The organism is Vibrio sp. D401a (assembly GCF_030248515.1).
Classification (GTDB): domain Bacteria; phylum Pseudomonadota; class Gammaproteobacteria; order Enterobacterales; family Vibrionaceae; genus Vibrio; species Vibrio rotiferianus.
On record NZ_JAHGAI010000006.1, the window covers coordinates 25,079 to 44,550 of the forward strand.

17 protein-coding genes are annotated in these 19,472 nt (G+C 44.9%); 9 read left to right on the forward strand and 8 right to left on the reverse strand.

What is annotated here, in order from left to right:
* Positions 1–2: 2 nt before the first annotated feature.
* Both KIV41_RS03230 and KIV41_RS03235 read right to left on the reverse strand, forming a co-directional pair.
* Positions 3–671, reverse strand: coding sequence for a hypothetical protein (locus tag KIV41_RS03230; protein ID WP_285335658.1), 669 nt, complete (start codon positions 669–671; stop codon positions 3–5).
* A gap of 84 nt (positions 672–755) precedes the next feature.
* Entirely contained in the window at positions 756–1,676 is a 921-nt protein-coding gene (locus KIV41_RS03235) for a LysR family transcriptional regulator (RefSeq protein ID WP_285335659.1), read from the reverse strand.
* Between the two features lie 119 nt (positions 1,677–1,795).
* Here KIV41_RS03235 and KIV41_RS03240 point away from each other — a divergent pair, with 119 nt between their 5' ends.
* From KIV41_RS03240 to rodA, 3 genes are all read left to right on the forward strand, one after another.
* Positions 1,796–2,845 carry an HlyD family secretion protein gene (locus KIV41_RS03240; protein ID WP_285335660.1) on the forward strand — a complete coding sequence of 350 codons (1,050 nt, stop codon included), beginning with the start codon at positions 1,796–1,798 and terminating at the stop codon, positions 2,843–2,845.
* A 10-nt stretch (positions 2,846–2,855) separates the two neighbouring features.
* A complete protein-coding gene (locus KIV41_RS03245) occupies positions 2,856–3,866 on the forward strand; it encodes a DUF2955 domain-containing protein (RefSeq protein ID WP_285335661.1) in 1,011 nt (336 codons plus the stop codon).
* Between the two features lie 316 nt (positions 3,867–4,182).
* A complete protein-coding gene (gene rodA / locus KIV41_RS03250; RefSeq protein WP_285335662.1) occupies positions 4,183–5,265 on the forward strand; it encodes a rod shape-determining protein RodA in 1,083 nt (360 codons plus the stop codon).
* 83 nt (positions 5,266–5,348) lie between these two features.
* On the opposite strand, the gene KIV41_RS03255 is transcribed toward rodA, so the two are convergent.
* The 3 genes from KIV41_RS03255 to KIV41_RS03265 all read right to left on the reverse strand — a co-directional run bounded on the left by KIV41_RS03255 (position 5,349) and on the right by KIV41_RS03265 (position 8,421).
* Positions 5,349–6,065, reverse strand: coding sequence for a YebC/PmpR family DNA-binding transcriptional regulator (locus tag KIV41_RS03255; protein ID WP_005428886.1), 717 nt, complete (start codon positions 6,063–6,065; stop codon positions 5,349–5,351).
* A 136-nt stretch (positions 6,066–6,201) separates the two neighbouring features.
* Positions 6,202–6,411: a DUF3283 family protein gene (locus KIV41_RS03260; protein ID WP_005428896.1), complete on the reverse strand. Its 210-nt coding sequence runs from the start codon at positions 6,409–6,411 to the stop codon at positions 6,202–6,204.
* Between the two features lie 90 nt (positions 6,412–6,501).
* Positions 6,502–8,421, reverse strand: a complete 1,920-nt coding sequence (locus tag KIV41_RS03265) for an ATP-binding protein (protein ID WP_285335663.1) — start codon at positions 8,419–8,421, stop codon at positions 6,502–6,504.
* Positions 8,422–8,489: 68 nt separating this feature from the next.
* Here KIV41_RS03265 and KIV41_RS03270 point away from each other — a divergent pair, with 68 nt between their 5' ends.
* Positions 8,490–9,245, forward strand: a complete 756-nt coding sequence (locus KIV41_RS03270; protein ID WP_045385765.1) for an ABC transporter substrate-binding protein — start codon at positions 8,490–8,492, stop codon at positions 9,243–9,245.
* Between the two features lie 80 nt (positions 9,246–9,325).
* Here the strand turns inward: KIV41_RS03270 and ribA are convergent, their stop codons facing one another.
* A complete protein-coding gene (ribA, locus tag KIV41_RS03275) occupies positions 9,326–10,384 on the reverse strand; it encodes a GTP cyclohydrolase II (RefSeq protein WP_082038694.1) in 1,059 nt (352 codons plus the stop codon).
* A 163-nt stretch (positions 10,385–10,547) separates the two neighbouring features.
* A complete protein-coding gene (locus KIV41_RS03280) occupies positions 10,548–10,745 on the reverse strand; it encodes a PA3496 family putative envelope integrity protein (RefSeq protein ID WP_045385766.1) in 198 nt (65 codons plus the stop codon).
* Between the two features lie 361 nt (positions 10,746–11,106).
* Between KIV41_RS03280 and KIV41_RS03285 the strand changes: the two genes are divergently transcribed.
* Genes KIV41_RS03285 through KIV41_RS03295 form a run of 3 tightly spaced genes read left to right on the forward strand, consistent with a single transcriptional unit; the run spans position 11,107 to position 13,354 of the window.
* Positions 11,107–11,961 (forward strand): ABC transporter ATP-binding protein, encoded by an 855-nt coding sequence (locus KIV41_RS03285; protein WP_045385768.1) that lies wholly within the window; start codon positions 11,107–11,109, stop codon positions 11,959–11,961.
* Positions 11,958–12,890, forward strand: coding sequence for an ATP-binding cassette domain-containing protein (locus tag KIV41_RS03290; protein WP_045385769.1), 933 nt, complete (start codon positions 11,958–11,960; stop codon positions 12,888–12,890). The genes KIV41_RS03285 and KIV41_RS03290 overlap by 4 nt, the downstream gene beginning before the upstream one ends.
* The gene (locus KIV41_RS03295) at positions 12,890–13,354 is read left to right on the forward strand and encodes a hypothetical protein (RefSeq protein WP_010453696.1); all 465 of its coding nucleotides are present in this window, start codon (positions 12,890–12,892) and stop codon (positions 13,352–13,354) included. The genes KIV41_RS03290 and KIV41_RS03295 overlap by 1 nt, the downstream gene beginning before the upstream one ends.
* Positions 13,355–13,991: 637 nt before the next feature.
* Here the strand turns inward: KIV41_RS03295 and KIV41_RS03300 are convergent.
* Complete coding sequence (locus KIV41_RS03300; protein WP_038887746.1) at positions 13,992–15,962, reverse strand: replication initiator protein RctB domain-containing protein; 1,971 nt, start codon at positions 15,960–15,962, stop codon at positions 13,992–13,994.
* A gap of 1,241 nt (positions 15,963–17,203) precedes the next feature.
* Between KIV41_RS03300 and KIV41_RS03305 the strand changes: the two genes are divergently transcribed.
* On the forward strand, positions 17,204–18,421 hold the full coding sequence (locus tag KIV41_RS03305; RefSeq protein WP_285335664.1) for an AAA family ATPase: 1,218 nt from the start codon (positions 17,204–17,206) through the stop codon (positions 18,419–18,421).
* Between the two features lie 7 nt (positions 18,422–18,428).
* The gene (locus KIV41_RS03310) at positions 18,429–19,403 is read left to right on the forward strand and encodes a ParB/RepB/Spo0J family partition protein (protein WP_045385772.1); all 975 of its coding nucleotides are present in this window, start codon (positions 18,429–18,431) and stop codon (positions 19,401–19,403) included.
* Positions 19,404–19,472: the final 69 nt, after the last annotated feature.

Genomic DNA, 19,472 nt, shown 5'->3' on the forward strand with positions numbered 1-19,472 from the left:
CCCTAATATTTCGCTAGCAGCGCTTTCGCGGTTTGCGTTTCTAAATTGCTGTCACCCAACTTCTCCATTTGCGCTAACCATGTTTTGGCTTGTTGGACATCTTCAGCGCGTAGTGCTGCTTCAATGGCGTAGCGATAAATCCACGAAGTAGCCGCGAAAGGTTGTTGGCTAAAACTCGGCTCATCGAGCAATGAAAGGTACAGCTCGTAGCCACGCTCAAAGTGATTGAACATGTCAGGTAGAGAAGTAAATGTGGTGGCTGCCATGGCGGTGGCTAATTGGTATTCCGGCAAGCCTTGTAAGCGTTGTTGCTCTTGCAGTGGTACTGGCTGATTCGCCATTAAGTCCAAACCTTTTTGGATTGTGGCAAGACCGCGCTCGGTGAACTTCATCTTGTTCCAAGGCATAAACGCCTCACGACCTTGCAACGTCTCCGCACTGCCCAAGTAAACCAAGGTCACCGGCGTTGCGCCCTGCTCTTCAAGTTGTTTGGATAATTCGCCGTAAACGGTATCAACTAAACCAGAGTCACCCTGCGCCGCTTGGTTGAATTGACTGAGTGTGCGCTCGTTTGGGTTAGCCAGAGCCAGATTGCTGCTGAGTGCAAATGCGGCGATAAACGTACTTGCCAGTTTAAGAGCTTTGATTGAGCGAGATTGAGAAACCATCATGTACTGTCCTTAGTTGAACGTGATTTGATGGTTTCAGATTAAGGGAGAAGATCGCACGCTGCTTTTGCATGCGACCAATGGCAGTTATGCGGAGTGAATGGTATTGAGAGAGGATGAATGGTTTCGCTCCTCTGAAGCCTGCAAAATCGCTTCGACCATTAAGGTCAGCGCTTTAGGCTGATAGTTACGCTGACGATAAACCAAATAGGCTTCGCGATCCCCGCGGCTGTAGGATGTTGCGACGCGCACGAGATTCAATTCAGGCTTAACGTGGCGTAATGGGATCGACGCAATTCCCAAACCGTTTTCCACCGCTTTGATCACCGCGGTGATGTCATTGACCACTAAACGCGGCTTGCAGTTGAGCATGTCCACCAGCTTGTCTTGCTGATAGATAGGCACTTGTGTGGTGTGTGTGCTGGCTACCCAGTCTTGCTTGGCTAAATCTTGTAAGGTTTCAATATTGCCGCCCGCTTGCGCTAGATATTCAGGGCTAACAAAGAAAGCGTGCTCTACTTTAAACAATGGGCGCGCGATCATATCGTCCAAACCATCCAAATCGAACGTCACCACTAGATCACGATCGGTTTCTGGAATCGAATTCACTTGGCTAAGCAGAAGATCAATGGTCACTTTTGGATAGGTTTTGATGTAATCCTCAACCACCTTATCGACTAAGTCATTGTAAAAGCGGCTTGGCATCACCAATCGGATTCGCCCCTCCACTTCTTGGCTTTGCTGATTGAGCTGCAAGATGCCGGATTCAATCTGCGACATCGCACTGCTGAGCTGATCAAACGCCTGTAAGCCTGTCTCGGTTGCCACCAACTCACGGCCTTTCTTCTCCAGTAATCTCATCCCTAGACGCGCTTCCAGCGCCGATAAGCGACGAGACATGGTAGAGACTGGCAGTTCGAGCTTTTTCGCCGCTGCGAGCAGAGAGCCTTGCTCAACCACTGAGCAAAACAGGTACAGATCATCAACGTTTCCAAATATGGAATTCATACTTCTTCCATTGGTTATTTTTTCCAATTTTAGATGAGTATAACCTAGCCCACGTAGAAAAGAGACCCGAATATGCCGTGAACGCGGCGCGTAATAACGAATGAATACTAGGTACAGACGTGAAAGAAAATTTTTATAAATACGCGATATACACTGTTTTTTCAGCGGCAGCTTTGTTCTCCGCTTTTTTAGTCACCTCAGACAATGTTTCCCCTTTCACCACCCAAGCGACACTGCATCGTAATGTCGCAACCATTGCGCCGGAGGTATCTGGCGTGATTACGGATGTGATGGTGAATAACGGTGAATTGGTTGAAAAAGGTCAGCCACTGTTTGCTATCGATGCCAGCAGCTACCAATTGAAAGTGGCACAAGCCAAAGCCGAACTGCGCCAAGCACGTGAATCAGATTCCGCGAAATGGCAACAATTGGCAGCAGCGAAACAAACCCAAAGCCAACGCGAGTTCGAATACCACAACGCGAAGCAAAAACTGACGCGTAACCAAAAACTGCGCAACAAAGGGCTGGCAACAGAGCAAGAACTTGATGACGCGATCACCAATACACAAGTCGCCAGCAGCGCGGTTGAAGCAGCGAACGCAGAAGTGAAACGTATTGAAGCAGAGCTTTCTACTCAAGACCGTACGGCAGCTATCGAGTTGGCAGAAGCAAAGCTTGCCAGCGCAGAGCTGGATTTAAGCCATACCCAAATCGTGGCGCAAACTGAAGGCGTGGTAACTAACTTGCAACTGCAATCAGGCAGCTACATCACACAAGGCACAGCGTCATTGACGCTGGTGGACGAAGCTCATGCGTGGATCAGTGCAGACTTCAACGAAAAAGGCATTGATAAGCTAACTAATGGTCGCGAAGTGTTGGTGTCCTTCGATGCGCTACCGGGCAAAGTATTTAGTGGTGAAGTCAGCAGCCAAGAGCGTGCGATTTACGATACCAACAATGCTAATGGGCAGCTTTCTAGCGTGACCAATGATACTCGTTGGATCCGTGAGCAACAGAAAGTACGTACCCGCATTACGGTCAACGAGCTGGATCCGTCGATGATTTCTGGTTCACGAGCAAGTGTGATCGTTGAAAGCGGCAATCCAATCATGGATGTCATTGGCTCGGCTTGGATTCACTTGGTGGCGATGTTCCGCTACATCTACTAGGGGGTGAACCATGTGGACCTTCGAAAGCCTGTTTCAAAATCGCTCTGAGCGTAATGAAGCACTGCGTGTCGCCCTTACTGTGACAATTTGTATGGTGCTGGGCAAACTGCTGAACCTTGATTCTCCAGTTTATCTGGCGCTGTACCCAACCATCATCATGACCAAGAACAAAGACTATTCTTGGCTTGGTCTGCTTCGCACCTTGCTACCTACGTTATTAGCAGCAAGTGCAGCATTAGTGGTAACTGAAGTGTTTTCGCAGCATCCGTTTGTGGTGTGGACCATTAGCTTGTTCTTCTTCGACTTTATGCGCCGCAGAGCGACCACGCCGCCGAAGAAAGGTCAGATGCTAATGCCAACCTTCAACTGGATTCTGATTGTGGTGTTTGCTCAGCACACCACTATGGACATGCCAATGCGCATTCATGAAATCCTGCTATCGATGCTGATTACCATGGTCGTCGCAAAAACCATGGTCACTCTGTTCCCTGTTGAACGTGGCAGCAAGCCACCAGCATTTGAAGAAGAGCCTGTTACGTTTGAGAACCGAGCGATTTCACTCGCGTTGATTGGTCTTGGTGTGGCGTTCTTGATGATTGTCGACATCATCTCAGCGACGTTTTGTTTGGTGCCAGTGATTGCCGCTGCAACTCAAACCACACACAAAAGCTTTATCGACGTGGTTGACCGCCGTTTTCAAACTCAGGTGGGCGGCTGTGCATTAGCCGTAGTGTTCACCTTACTAATGGCTGGGCATCAGTCCACGTTCGGTTACTACACCATCGTATTGGGTCTGCTTGCCTTTATGATTACCGCATCAATGGCAAAAGCGAAAGGCCCAGCCAAAGGTGTCCATGCCGATGCGTTATTGGCGACCATGCTGCCGATTCAACTCTACATGACCAGCAATGAACTGGGCTTGGAAAGCACCTTCCTTCGAGCTTGGGAGCTCACCGTGACTTTGTTTATGCTTTGGGCGCTGTACCATTTCACGCACAAACCGGAAAAAGCCCAAGTCTAATCGTGCCATCGCCTTAAGTGCACAATACTTAAGGCGACTCTTGTTCTTATCGCGCTCATTTCATTGCGCTGTCTGTACCAATTTCCATTTCAACCTCATAAAAAGTGTGGCGTAAAACCTCAGCCTAGTGTATTTATCCATCCCACGGCTTTCCAGGTCAGCTTACCCATAACAGGCGGCGTCGCACACTCCTCTCTTGCACACCTTTGCGTGGTGTCTGTTATTTCCAAATTGGATTCTTAGCATCGGAATAGTTTGAGCTCGCAGAGTTCTGGTTGTTTTCGCCCCGCGTTGGGGCGTTTTTAGGTTGTAGAAGATGAACAAGCGTTTCTTCCCTAGGATTGATTTGCCACTTTTGATGGCGATCATTCCGATCATGCTATTGAGTTCACTCACTCTCTGGAGTGCCAGTGGATTTAATGAAGCTATGCTATTTAAGCACCTCGCTCGATGCGGTTTGACGCTGGTGTGTATTTTGGTCATGTCGTCGATTCCTGCGTCCAGTTATCAACGTTCAGCGCCTTATTTGTATCTGGTTGCGGTTTCGCTCTTGGCTGCCGTTGCCCTGTTTGGCGATAGCACCAATGGCTCGCAGCGTTGGCTCGATATCGGCTTCTTCCGCTTTCAACCCTCTGAGCTGATCAAGCTCTCCATTCCCATTATGATTGCGTGGATGCTGCATCTAGAAGGTGGGCGACCAGACATTCGAAAAATTGCTTTCTGTTTGCTGATCACCTTTGTTCCTGCGGGCTTAATTGCCTTACAACCTGACTTGGACGGCGCTATCTTCACCGTGATTTACGCGTTGTTTGTACTGTTCTTTGCAGGCATGAGCTGGAAGATAATTGGTGGATTTTTAGTGAGCGTCCTTACACTAGCTCCAATACTCTGGTTCTTTGTCATGGAGTCTTATCAAAAAAGCCGTGTCACCCAGTTCCTAGATCCTGAGTCGGACCCTCTGGGTTCAGGCTACCAAATCATTCAATCATTGATTGCGATTGGGTCTGGCGGCATGAAGGGCAAAGGGTGGATGAATGCGACTCAAGGCACGCTAGGCTTTATTCCAGAAAGCCATACCGACTTTATCTTTTCGACCTATGCAGAAGAATGGGGCTTTATTGGCTGTGTGGTGTTGTTGGGATTGTACTTGTTCATTACCGCACGTGTAATGCTGCTGGCGTGCCAATCTGAGCACTTTTTCAGTCGTTTAGTGAGCGGTGCATTGGCGATGAGCTTCTTCCTTTACGCCTTCATCAACACAGGCATGGTAAGTGGCTTATTGCCGGTTATGGGGAGCCCATTGCCGTTCTTTAGCTACGGTGGTACGGCGATGCTAACCCAAGGTATCTGTTTTGGCGTGATCATGTCACTGTGTTATTCCAAGTATCGAAACACCTAAACGCTAGTCACAATAAAACAGGCAAACTATACGATCAAAAAAGGCTTCCCTCGGGAAGCCTTTTTTACAACTGGAAAACCGAATTATAGTTCGCCGTTGTGGTATACCTGTTGAACGTCGTCACAGTCGTCTAGAAGATCTAGGAACTTCTGGAATTTCTCTGCATCTTCACCCGCAACTGGCGTGTGAGTCTGAGGAACGAATGTGATTTCTTCAACGTCGATCGTTAGATCTGGGAATGCACCGTTAAGCGCAGTTTTTGTTTTGAAGAACTCAGTGTGAGGTGCGAACACAGTGATAACACCATCTTCTAGCTCAACGTCAGTAACGTCCACGTCTTCCATCATTAGCGTTTCTAGGATGATTTCATCATCTTCGCCTTTGAATTGGAATACCGCTTGGTGATCGAACATGTGAGAAACAGAACCTTCAACACCAATTTTCGCACCCACTTTAACAAAGCATTGGCGAACGTCTTGGAATGTACGGTTACCGTTGTCTGTTAGACAGTCTACGATCACGCTTGTGCCGCCAGGGCCAAAACCTTCGTAACGTGCTGGTGTGTAGTCTTCACCACCGCCGCCGTTCGCTTTGTCGATCGCTTTATCGATAACGTGTGCAGGAACTTGGTCTTTTTTCGCTTTTGCGATCAGGTGCTTCAGAGACAAGTTCATGTCTGGGTCACCACCACCGTTTTTCGCGCACATGTAAATTTCTTTACCGTATTTGGAATAAACTTTAATTTTTGCGCCTGCAGTTTTTGCCATAGAGGCTTTGCGCACTTCAAAACTTCTTCCCATCGGGATGTCTCTCTAAATTCAAATTTAATGCGAAGGATTTTAGCAAAGAGTGAAGAATTTTACCTTTTCACTCTGCAAAGAAATGGGGAGAATACCTCATTCGCCGCTGTGATTTGCACCATAGCCACGTTCCGCTCTACGCGACACCCATCACTCGTTTGTACTTATCGACTGCCTGTTGAAAAAACACTTTCTCATCAGCATCGTTAATCTTAGACAACTGTTCTTCTATTACCTCAGGACCAGATTTCGCCTCTTTAAGCTTCCAAACTAAAAACGACGCTTGCTTATCAAGTTCGATTTTGTTTTTCTCGTCAGGCGGCAATAGGGATAGATTGAACGACATGTACAGCCTCAAGGTACTTAAATACTAGCCGCGCACTATAACACACAGATTTAGCATTTAAGAAGTGAAACACACTTTACTTGATCAATTTCAAGTTGCATGTTTGGGGTTGGATCGCGTTTGCAATGATTCCGGCAGGTATTGCTCAAAAATTTGCTTCAAGCGTTCTTTTGTCACTGGTTTAGCAACAAATTCATTCATCCCAATAGCAAAACATCGACGCTGATCTTCTTTGATAACGTTCGCACTCAAAGCAACAATCGGTACTTGCTTACCCCAAACGCCCATCTTGCGAATATTCTCTGTAGCAACAAAACCATCCATCACTGGCATTTGGCAGTCCATCAGAATCAGATCGAATTGATGCTCTTGGCACAGTTTAAGTGCTTCCTCACCGTGTTCAGCAACTCGAACTTGCATACCGAGCTTCTCTAACATAATACGCACTACTTTCTGATTGACCTCAGTATCTTCAACCACCAGTACCCATGGTTTTCCACTGTCAGGCTTTAGCTCAGTATTTTCAGAGGTATTGGTGTCACCATTTGGAAACTCAAGGACATTAATCGTATTGGAGGCGATCAGCTTATCACTGACGATATTGAGTGGAATGGTGAATTCAAAACAGCTTCCTAGACCGGGTTCACTGGTCAGGTGAATATTCCCCCCCATGACTTCAACTAAACTGCTACAAATCGCTAAACCGAGACCAGTGCCTCCGTATTTACGCGTGGTACTGCCATCGGCTTGTTGGAACTTCTCAAATACCGCTTGTTGGTTTTCTTTGGCGATACCAATCCCCGAATCGACCACACGGAAATGCACGCTGGCGACGTCATCTTCTCGGTTCACTTGTGACACCATCAACTTAACGTGCCCGCGCTCAGTGAACTTTACCGCGTTACTGAGCAGGTTGCTCAACACTTGTTTAAGTCTGCCAACATCCCCTTCGACTTCTAGCGGTAACTTAGGATCGATATCGCAAACCAGTTGTAGCCCCTTCTGTTGGGCTTTGACAGTATGAAGGCGTCCAACCTCCTGCAACAAATCGAATAGACTGTAGGCCGTGCTTTCCAGTTCAACCTTGCCCGCTTCAATTTTGGAAAAGTCGAGTATGTCGTCGATGATTACCATCAGCGAGTTTGACGAACTGTTGATAATGGAGACCAAGTCTTTTTGTTGTTCATCAAGCTTGGTATCGCTGAGTAAAGAGGCAACACCGATAATTCCATTCATTGGTGTACGAATCTCATGACTCATAGTGGCAAGGAATTCGCTCTTCTTACGGTTTGCGATTTCGGCTTTGTCGCGCGCAGCTTCGATTTCTACTTGGTGCTCACTGACACGCTCAACACTACGGTTGTATTTGCGTTCTAACAAACCTACTTCGTCGAAAAACCAACGCTCAGGAAGCTGCACCTTACTTGGTACATGGCCACCGCTGAAATCACTCACCGCACCAGAAAGCAACTGCAATGGTTTCACCATCAAGCGAAACGTAACCCATAAAACACCTAGGATGAGTAAAAAGATCTTGATCGCTTCCGCGATCACGAGAAAAAAGAAGGTTTGCCATAATCCTTGGTAGATCGGGCTGAGATCCGATTGCACCGTCACTTCGGCAAGATCATAAATTTTCGTCCCCATTTCGTATTTCAACGGCCATTGACGCTCGATCCGATCTTCCGTCAATGCGCTGCCTAGTTCGAAGATCACTTCATCCGGCGTTGCGATTCTTAAGTAATCAACCGACGGCAAACGCATGGCTCCCTCAGCCTGTGCACGTAACAGTTCTCGGTCTTCAACCCACAGGCTGGCAGAAAAACTGGAAAGGTAGCTGGTTTTCACCTGTTCTAGTTCTTTATCCAAGCGAACAAGATCATCGCTGAAATCACGATACAAACTGATGGAAGAGCTGATCACGGTAAAGATTAAACTCAACGCAAAAATCGCCAACATCAATTGATTCCCGATGCTAAATCTGGGTTGAACTCGCTCTATTGTATCCATATGAAATCGATCCCTTAAACTTGCGCTACTATAAATATAGTCAGGTCACGACAATAATCGAGGTTAGAATGAAAGGACTCTTACGTACATTAGGCTTTAGTTTTATGGCCTTAAGCGCACACACCATGGCGAGCGAAGTGAACTACTACGTTATCTCTGAGCAAGCTCGACCATTCCAAATAGAACAACAAGGTGAACAACATTCCGGAATTGTGACTGACATCGTAAGTGCAATCTTTGCCGAATCCGATTATGAGGTGAAATACCACACTTACCCATTTAAGCGCATGATTTCAGTACTTGAAGCGGGCGGAGAGGAGAATTGGGTCACTTATGGCAGCCCGAATTGGGGCAAGGTGCAATCGGAAAACCTCTCAGAACAACCTATTTACACTGTAAAACACGTACTGGTTTCTAGCAGCAAAGTCCCCTTTAAATTCAGCGATATGCAGAACATGCAAGGTCGTTCAATTGTGCTGCTGCTTGGCTTTGATTACCCAAACTTGAGCCCTTTCTTTGAAAACGGTACCGTCAATGAAATGCGCGTCAAAGACTACGACGCCGCATATCGCGTTCTGCAACGAACCCCTGGTGATACCGCGTTTGTCGAAATGGAATCGCGTGTGGTGTACAACATCAAACGTTTAGAACTGCCAATGGGAGACTTCCAGATCCAATCTTTCAGCTCTGTCATTCCAGATTACTCCATCTATTTGGCTTTCTCTCCGGAGATGAATCCAAAAGTGCAGAGCTTCATCAATAAGCGCCTAGCAGAACTAAAAAGTTCGGGACAAATCGACGATATCATCAAAAAATACATCTAGTCGTTCACACTTAATCAGTCATAAAAAAAAGCAGCCAGCTTCAAAAAGCTGGCTGTTTGATTTTTATCTAGTTTCAGCAACTAATCTTGTTCCACAAACTTAGGGTCGAACATGTGGCCGAGCTTGTTGGCTTTGGTTTGTAAGTAGTGCTGGTTATTGGGGTTATTACCTTCTTGTAGTGGCACTCGCTCAACCACGTTAATGTCCACCTTCTTAAGCGCTGCAAGCTTACGTGGATTGTTAGTCATCAAACGCACTTCATCGATTCCAAGATGTTCCAGCATACCCTTACAAAACGCGTAATCACGCATATCGGCAGCAAAGCCAAGACGCTCATTGGCTTCAACGGTGTCAGCTCCTTCATCTTGAAGATGATACGCACGAATCTTGTTGATTAAACCAATCCCCCTGCCCTCTTGACGAAGATAGAGCAACACACCGCTGCCTTCTTCGACGATGTTTTGCAACGCACGATTAAGCTGGAATCCACAATCACAACGCGTACTGAACAGCGCATCACCGGTTAAACACTCTGAGTGCAAGCGAATCAGTGGCGCTTCTCTTTTAGAAGGCTCACCATACACCAACGCAAGATGCTCTTTTCCCGTCGCGTTCTCGATAAAGCCATGCATGACAAATGTCCCCCATTGAGTGGGCAGTTTGGCTCTATCGACAAAGCGAACCAAGTTATAAGGTTCTCGGTGTTTAAGTTCTGCACGTACGTTCATTAAGATCTCACCTAAATGATTCTGACCGGAACCATCACCACCGTCGCCCCAGAAGGCATCCTTGTGCGAATGTTCTGTTAGACATGCATTCCCTGTCTGCATCAACTTTTTAGCAAGCTGAGGGTTTTGCAGAAACTTCTCACGTACGATAAACGCCATCACAGAGAGCTTGTCTTCATCCCAATCTTCGCGCACTAAGTGCTGATGTTTGCGGCTTAAAGCAAAGGCTTCATCGGGGCTTTTAGCAATGAGAATCTTATTTTTTAGTTCGGGATCGCTGAACTTTTGAGCTTGATAATAATGTTCGCTGGTAGGCCAAAATTGAGTAGAGACTCTGATCGGGACTTGGCAAAAATTGGAGAGGAAACCGTGAGATTCATCGGGTTCATAAAAAAGGATCTGATCAACCATAATCGTACTCCTGACGTTGCTATTCAATAGTCAACAAAAAGCATATCGCTATTGATATAATGTTTAGTAACGCAGGATAAGAAAGTCAAACAATTTGGTGTAAATCAGAAAATGAAAAGGGCAGCCTTATGACTACCCTAAGGTTTTATTCCGCAGTGGAGAATCAGTGAATTAAGCCAAGTTCCCTTGCTTCTTCGACGCTTAAGCCGCTTTCACGGATTTCACGAAGTGCTTCAATACGACGTCTTGCTTCGGCAGACTTCACAGTTTTCTCAGGTCTCACAACGGATTCTTCTTCTGGGAGCTCCCACTTGTGAGCAATGTTGCTCATCTCTTCATGGTCGATAGAATTAATGGACATATTTCCTCCGAACACACCATGTTTTCGATGGCTAATCTATAGCAAACCCCTACCGCTGAGGTAAGAAAAACTGTGGGGAAATGTGACCCCTTTCGACCTTTCACTAACTCGCTAATAGATTCATCATTTAGTTTTTGCAAAGCGCGTTTTTAGCGATTAAATTTGAAGAATTCCCCCTACGAAAAGTGAGCTGATCCAGCTCTCATTTTTCCCTCGTAAATTCACACTTCCATAACGGAAAAAATTCTTTTTATTACACTCAACTTTCGAGTCACTTCACTGATTGGACGGTTTTGCCTTTCGTAAATCTTACACACCTGATAATGATAATAATTATCTTTTGTATTGGTGAGGTGTAATGATGAGTGAACTAAACCTGAATCAGGCATATCACTCTGATCCTGTCATTCAGATCAGAGAGTTATGTGTGGATTACATCACCGACAACGGCGACTTCAATGCTGTGAAATCGGTGAGCTTTGATATTGGTAAAGGCGAAATATTTGGTCTGGCAGGTGAATCAGGCTGTGGTAAAAGTACCATTGCTTTCTCTATCAACCGTCTGCACAAGCCGCCCGCGTTTATCTCTGGTGGGCAAATTCTATTTGAAGGCAAAGACATCCTTCGTCTGCCTGATAATAAGCTTAATACGCTACGCTGGAGCGAGATTGCAATGGTGTTCCAAAGTGCTATGAACTCACTGAATCCGGTTCTCACCGTTCAGGAGCAATTTGCCGACGTATTACGCCACCACAAAGGATTAACCAACGAGCAAGCCAAAGACCGTGCAGAGAAGCTTCTCGATCTCGTCAATATCCCCCGAAACCGCTTGGGCGAGTATCCACATCAGTTCTCTGGTGGTATGCGTCAGCGATTGGTGATCGCAATAGCCTTATCCCTCAACCCAAAGCTGATCATCATGGATGAGCCTACCACCGCCCTCGATGTAGTGGTACAACGCGAGATTTTGCAGCAAATTTATCAGCTACGAGATGAATTTGGTTTCTCAGTACTCTTTATTACCCACGATTTAGCGCTCATGAGCCAATTGTGCGACCGCATTGCCATCATGCGCCACGGCAAGATTGTTGAAGTGAATAGCTCATACGAAATCCGTAATCATCCTCAACACGAATACACCCAAAAGCTATGGGCTTCGTTCCCGAATATTCACGATGTACATAAACAACCGCAAACGGAAGGAACACCAGCATGAGTGAACCGATCATCCAAATGAAAAACGTGATCAAGGAATTCAAAGTCGGTGGTGGCTTCGCCAAAGAAGAAACCTTCCGTGCGCTTCAGGGTGTGAGCTTTGATCTTTATGCAGGCAAAACCCTTGCGCTGGTGGGCGAATCAGGTTGCGGGAAGAGCACCTGCGCGCGATTAATTACCAAGGTGTATCCAGCCAGCGATGGTGAGATCCTTTTCAATGGGAAGAACATCAACGACATTACTGCTCGCGCTGAGATCCAGGATTATCGCAGCAAGGTCCAGATGGTGTTTCAAGACCCGTTTGGCTCTTTAAACCCAACCCATACTATTCGTCATCACTTAACTCGCCCACTGAAGATTCATAAGCAAGTGAAGAGTGACAAAGAAATCCCAGCCAAGCTGCTAGAGCTGCTGGATTTAGTCGAGCTGCCAGAAGAAACTCTGAACAAGTTCCCTCATGAACTTAGTGGCGGTCAACGTCAACGCGTCAATCTAGCACGCGCGCTTGCAGTTGGTTCGCAGCTCATTCTTGCTGATGAACCGACATCGATGCTGGATGTTTCGATTCGTTTGGGTGTATTGAATCTAATGCAACGTATGAAGCAAGAGCTGGGTATCGGTTTTTTATACATTACTCATGACCTCGCAACGGCGCATTACATTGCTGAAGAAACCGCGGTCATGTACAAGGGACAGATCGTAGAATGGGGGGATACGCAAGCGATACTAAAGAACCCTCAACACCCATACACTAAGTTATTGATCTCGGCAGTGCCGGATCCTGATCTTCCATTTGGCAACCTAGTAGAAAGTGAACCAAACTATTCCATAGATGCCGATGAGATCCGAAGTCGCAGCAGTATTGTGGTCGAAGACTATGATCAAATCGGACCAAATCACTTTGTAAAACAATGGACTGAGGCAGCTTAATGGACTTGATGACCTGGCAAGATCAGATTTCAGATTGGTATGAAAATAGGAAGCATGATCAAGTAGAAACTTTAGAAGCGATCTTATATCAAGCACCTGTTTCTGTGTTTGGCCCAGAGCTAACTGATGAACAGAGTAAAGCCATCGCCTGTTGGTTAGATGGTGGACTTAGAGTGTTTCAACATGCCAGGCATCAGGACCCATATAAAGCATTTCAAACGTTGCAGTACATTAGCGCTAAGTTAGAGCATACGGCTTGTGATGCAATGACTGATGTTTTGATTAAAGATTGGTGCTTAAAACGGCTACAGCATGTCACCGTACTGTCGCTAGAGTTTTGCAATCAGCAAAATGAACAAGAGCAAGCCCTCTGGAAGGTAAACTCGGACACGCTAATCAGTGCACATGTTAAGGTGATGAGCTATCTTGGTTGGAATGAAATGAAAAGAAAGATGGCTAACTAAGAGGTAAATTGAGCTGAAGTTTAAATGAAAAAAAGCGAGTCTCTTGCGCAAGAGACTCGCTAAGTCAATTCTTATTGAATATGACAATATGGTCCAAAAAGGTCCAAAATAACATGTTAACGTGAGCACGTTAGCGCGTGACTCACATCACAAAATTTAACGCAGCATAATGACAATTTTGTCATAGAAAAGTCATCATTTTGCAAGAAACCAAGTACCACATGAATAATAAAGCTTAAGTTTGCATCAATATTCACGGTAAAAATCTATTTTAGCCAAATACATTCCAGACATTTAGTCAATTATTGCAGTGAAACATCAAGATTAAGCAACATTGCGAACAATAAAAAATCACTTGCATATTTATGCGCTTTAACAAAGCTGAGGCAAAAAAAAGCGAGTCCCCAAAAGGAAACTCGCGAAGTCTATTCAGAATGAATGTAACAATATGAGCCAATCTATTAATCATCAGAAAGGACAAAAGGTTGTCTATTCGAGATAGATATTAGTCACTGAATTGCACTGCAATGTCAGCCCCTTGTAAGAGTTAAGTCTGGATTCTATCAGCGAAAATCATTGTTACATTTAGAATCAATCAGTCATACTTATTGCTCAAATAACACTTTAATGCAGGTAATTAGATTGCCATTTCATCAAGCGCTCTAATTACCATATCATCCACATGACCTTCAAACACCTGCCTACATACTTTACGACGAACCGCCAAACCGGCAATCAAACGTTCAATAGTGAGATGCTTGATATCATTTTGACCATTATATAGCTCAACCGTCTTACTCAATGTCTCGTATGGAAGTGGTTCCTCTCCAACTCTCAGCCAATCAAGCTTGTCAATGAACTCAGAACACTCTTCTTTAATTGAGGCATAGGAGTGCCCTGTCATTGCCGATAGAGCCGTTATGCTGCGTTCTAGCGCCTCTGGGGAGGTGTATTTGGATAGAGTAATGGTGATCTCATCTGCGTTGATCTCTACTAGGTGCTTTTTCTGCTTCACTCGGCGGCCCAAATTGCCCCGTGGAGAAGGCGCTTTACGTTGAATAGGCTCAAATTCGCCGTCTATGATACCTGAGAGCTCGTCTAGCTGTTGCCGGGTAACCATTTCATTGCGAAGTGGGTTTGGCAGCGTAGGCGCCATATTACGCTTTCCTGCATTGGTGGTTCGGGCGCGAGAGTAGCGTAACACCTCTTCCACATCGCATTTGATATCGATTTGGTAATCCGTGACTTTTCCACTTTGGATCATCGTTTCGATCGTTAAGTGGTATCCCCAAAGATTTACGACGAAAAGATCTTCCGTTCCCTTACCATCTGACAAGCGCTTCAACTCTCGGATCAGATCCATAGAAAATCTTCGCCATTCAATGTTACGAGCAAGTTTTTGATTCAACTCGCTTAACAACATGCAATCGGTGTGTCTTCGTACCATTCGACTACGGAAGAACGAATACAACTGGAATACCAAGGTATGCTGCTTCAGAATTTCTGGTGGGAACAAGAAGAAATAATCACGTGTCAGCAGTTCTTCGTAAAACGATGGTTCCCACACTAGGATGTATAAGTTTGGCTTAATTCGAATTTCGCCGTCGGCACCTTCAACAGGCGCTTCTTCCGATGCGGTAATGGTTCGGGCAATGAAGCGAAAACGATCACTCTTAAAGCCTTCTGGCATGTTCTCACTTAGCCAGCGACCTGTCAGTTCATGCAGTTGAAAATCTGTAAATTCAATACGATCAATACTGTCGCGGATTGAATCCCGAGCGGGGCCACTGTCTTTCTTGCCACGTAACGATAGGATATCAGTGATGTACAAAGGCGTTTTATTTGGCACATGAGCTGCTTCCATGTGGTACTGATCTTTATGGTGATCATGGTATTGTACAGTAAGCGTAAACAACGCAAACAGCGTCATCAGATCGTCCACTGTCATGATGTTTTTAGACGATCGCGTTTCAATCACAGCTTTAGTGCCAGAGATCGACACCATCGATTTCTGATAGCTTTTACGAGTACGAGGCGGTGCTAGTGCTTGGTCGATGATCCCGGCCCAGTTAGTTGGCGAGACAACAAACTGATCCGCTTCATCTTTCATCATGGGTGGTGTGTTAAGGCCATGTTCATTAAGTAAGCGTTTGTTTACTTGCGTTTGTGCCAATGCCTTAGAGCGTTTTTGCTTCTCATTTTGGCGAACTTTCTCCGTTACCAAGCTGGTGGCTCCCAAGGCAGAAATCAGTTGGTTAGGATTGACAAACTTATGAAGCATGGTTTTTCCAGCAAGGCCCTCTTCAAAGCGAACAGGGGTTTGCGTAAATAAACCAATACCTACAGCTGCACGTAAACGTTGCTGTAATGCCGCACGTGTCAGCTGACCATCTGTGGCTTCTACAATTTCTGTCGTAGAAACTAAGCCATCTTTGCTACTGAATCCACGTAATGAAATTAGATTAAGCAGTTCTAAGATACTTTTAGTCACCCCTTTGAAATGTTGGTATTGTTCTACCCAATCTGCAGAAGATTCGTGTACCTCAAAAAGATGTCCATCCTTATGGCTTCTTGGTGCTTTAATCAGAATTTTTTCATCAGCTGTCATTTTAGATCCAGATCACACTAGCCGTAGTTTTGCTATGGTTCCGAAGAATAAAGAAAAACAGATCATAAATAAAGAAAAAATCTTTGTTTTTTAAATAACTGATCTTTTTGATTAAACTGATCTTAATTGATTATATGATCTATTGATCTGGTAATTTTTAGGTCTGTAACCTGCTGTTTTGTTAAGTTATTTTTGGTTTCCTCTTCGGAACTATGATCATGTTTTTATCGAAACAATGATCAACAAAATGCAGAAAGCATGATCAGATAACTCCGCAAGTATGATCATTAAATCACTGAAAAGATGATCAAAACACTCATGAAACGATGATCATCATCTTTCTACAACTTATCCACAGAAGATCGAGTCAATCCAAGAGAACTCTATAGCAACTATCGCTTGTGTGGACTCATTTTGTCTCCGGATCGATGATCAAGAGAGAGGGATTTCATCGTTCTGTTCTCAATATTGAGCGTAAAATGTTCAATTGGTGAAAACTTGGCTTTTTCATTTGAATGTTGTCAACTGAAAAGGTTTCGTAAGGATTCGCCGAAAGCATGATCATGATGGTCTTTGCTACATTTTGTATGATGCTTGATTTCATCGTTCCGCGTTTTACGTCTTTATTTTGTTGCCATCCCCCAGTCTATCTGCATTCTGCCGTAAATTGACCGTGAAAAGTCATGCTTCCGAGGTCAAAACGCGCTTGATCATTTTTCCGGTAATTTGATCGCAATGAAAAATTGATATGTCGCGCGCAAGGACACATAAGTTCCTTGATCATGCTTTCGTATTTTCTGTTCTTACTGGAAGTATGATCATGAAGAACCCTTGATCATACTTCCGTTTAATATTGCCCTTTTACATACTTAAACGTACTGGACGCATGATCAAGGCGGTTCTTTTTGTGTTTTTAAATAAAAAAGCCGAATCATCATCAAATACTAGATTCATCTCGCACTATCCGTAATTTAGTACCTTTTTATAATCGTTCCGGTAAAACGTTATATTTACATTGTAAATAAGTGACGTCGTAACACTTTAAAACCACACAAGTATCAATCGCTTTATTCGCTAATATTCGATTAATTTTTGTTATATTTTTATGATGAAATCATAAAACAGTCGTTTGTTAGTGTTTTATGTGTGATGATTGTTCAAAATGTCTGTGCACCTTTTTGTTGTTTTTGGGTTGCAGTGCTGTACAATAAAGTGCAGATATCCTTCCAACGGAATTTGGCATGAAAAGAGAAACAACAATTGAAAATCTCCAAGAGTTAGCAGAACTTACGCAACAAGTTCAAGCTGACCGTATTGAGATTGTTTTGGAAGAGCGTAGTGACAACTACTTCCCACCAATGTCTAAGGCAATGATGGAAACCCGTTCAGGTTTGACTCGCCGTAAGCTGGATGATGCTATCGGTAAGATGGAAGCGGAAGGTCATCAATTCACAAAGAATAATGCCAACCATTATTCAATTACGCTTGAAGAAGCACACATGCTAATGGATGCGGCAGAAGTGCCAAAATTCCACGAACGCAAAAAGAATTCTGAGAATAAACCCTGGATCATCAACGTACAAAACCAAAAGGGTGGTACGGGTAAATCGATGACAGCGGTTCACTTAGCGGCGTGTCTGGCACTAAACCTAGATAAACGCTATCGTATCTGTTTGATTGACCTTGACCCTCAAGGCTCTCTACGTCTGTTCTTGAACCCACAAATCAGTGTGGCTGAGCACGACAACATCTACTCAGCGGTTGATATCATGCTTGGCAACGTTCCTGACGGCGTTGAAATCGATAGTGAATTCCTGCATAAGAACGTGCTGTTGCCGACGCAATACCCGAACTTGAAGTCAATTTCAGCGTTCCCAGAAGATGCAATGTTCAACGCTGAAGCGTGGCAGACTCTGTCTGAAGACCCATCACTAGACATCGTTCGTCTTTTGAAAGAGCAGTTGATTGATAAAATCGCGAATGATTTCGACGTGATTATGATTGATACAGGTCCACACGTTGACCCGCTGGTTTGGAATGCAATGTTTGCTTCAAACGCGCTATTGATTCCTTGTGCAGCTAAGCGTCTTGATTGGGCTTCAACAGTAAACTTCTTCCAACACCTACCTACGGTTTATGAGATGTTCCCTGAAGATTGGAATGGTCTCGAGTTTGTCCGTCTGATGCCAACCATGTTTGAAGACGACAATAAGAAGCAAGTTTCTGTTCTAACTGAAATGAACTATCTTTTGGGTGACCAAGTTATGATGGCAACCATTCCTCGTAGTCGAGCATTCGAAACCTGTGCTGACACCTACAGTACTGTGTTTGACTTGACCGTAGGCGACTTCGAAGGTGGTAAGAAAACACTCGCAACGGCACAAGATGCGGTTCATAAGAGTGCATTAGAACTAGAGCGCGTACTGCACTCTAACTGGCCGTCATTAAATCAGGGGTAATGAATAAATGGCATTGAAAACGTCTGAATTAAACGCGAAATTATTTGGTAAAACCAATAAGCGTCGTGTTGCGACACCTCAAGAAGCGCAAACGGCGGCAAAAGATAAAGCACAAACGATCGAACTTGCCGTTGCGGGTGAGAACACAGTTCAGTTTGAATTGGTTCGTATCCCAGCAGATAAAGTTGCATCAGATACCACGGTATTTGCAGATAATGCACGTGAGCAGTCCTTCTTAAACGAACATGCGCTGTCGGATGTTTTGGTCACATTGAAAGAGCGTGGCCAGCAGTATCCCGCGGTTGGTCGTCGTACTCAAGAAGGAAAGATTGAAGTTCTTGATGGTAGCCGTCGACGTATGTCTTGTATCTTGGCTGAACAAGACTTCTTGGTTTACGTTGCTGATGGTATCAACACCGATCATGCTAAGTTCCTTTCTGATGTAGCGAACGCGCACAAACCTCTGTCTCTCTACGAAAAAGGTAAAGAGATGCAGGCGAAGCTCGAAAGCGGTGAAGCAGAAGACCAGAAAGCGCTAGCTAAAATGTTCCAGTGTAGTGAAGCCTTAGTGAGCGGCGCATTAAAAGCGGCTGCTCTGCCTCTAGAACTATTGCAAGCTTACCCAAATGTAGGTGACTTAGGTCGACCAACTATCGTGAAACTGCATAAGCAATTTTCGTCATTGACGGGTGAACAGCAGCAAAATCTATTGGATAAGTGCCGCACGTCCGAAGGCTACTTGTGGCAGCGAAGCACGGCTCAAGGCGTGGCTCGCTTAACTAAAGACGTGACAGAAAGCATTGAAAGTTGGATTGTAGAATTAGCACCTGCGAAGCCGACTAAGAAAGCTGAAAAAGTCGACCTTGTTAAAGGTCGTGCAAGCTACAGCCGTAAAGGTAACAACCTTGCTCTTAACTTGAAGAAAGTTGACGACAGCTTGATGGACGAGATTCTAGCTTTCGTTGAGAGTAAAATGAAGTAAATCTCTTCTTCTTTGAAACCGCCTTCGGGCGGTTTTTTTATGTCTGTAATTGGGCAAAGTCTCCATGCA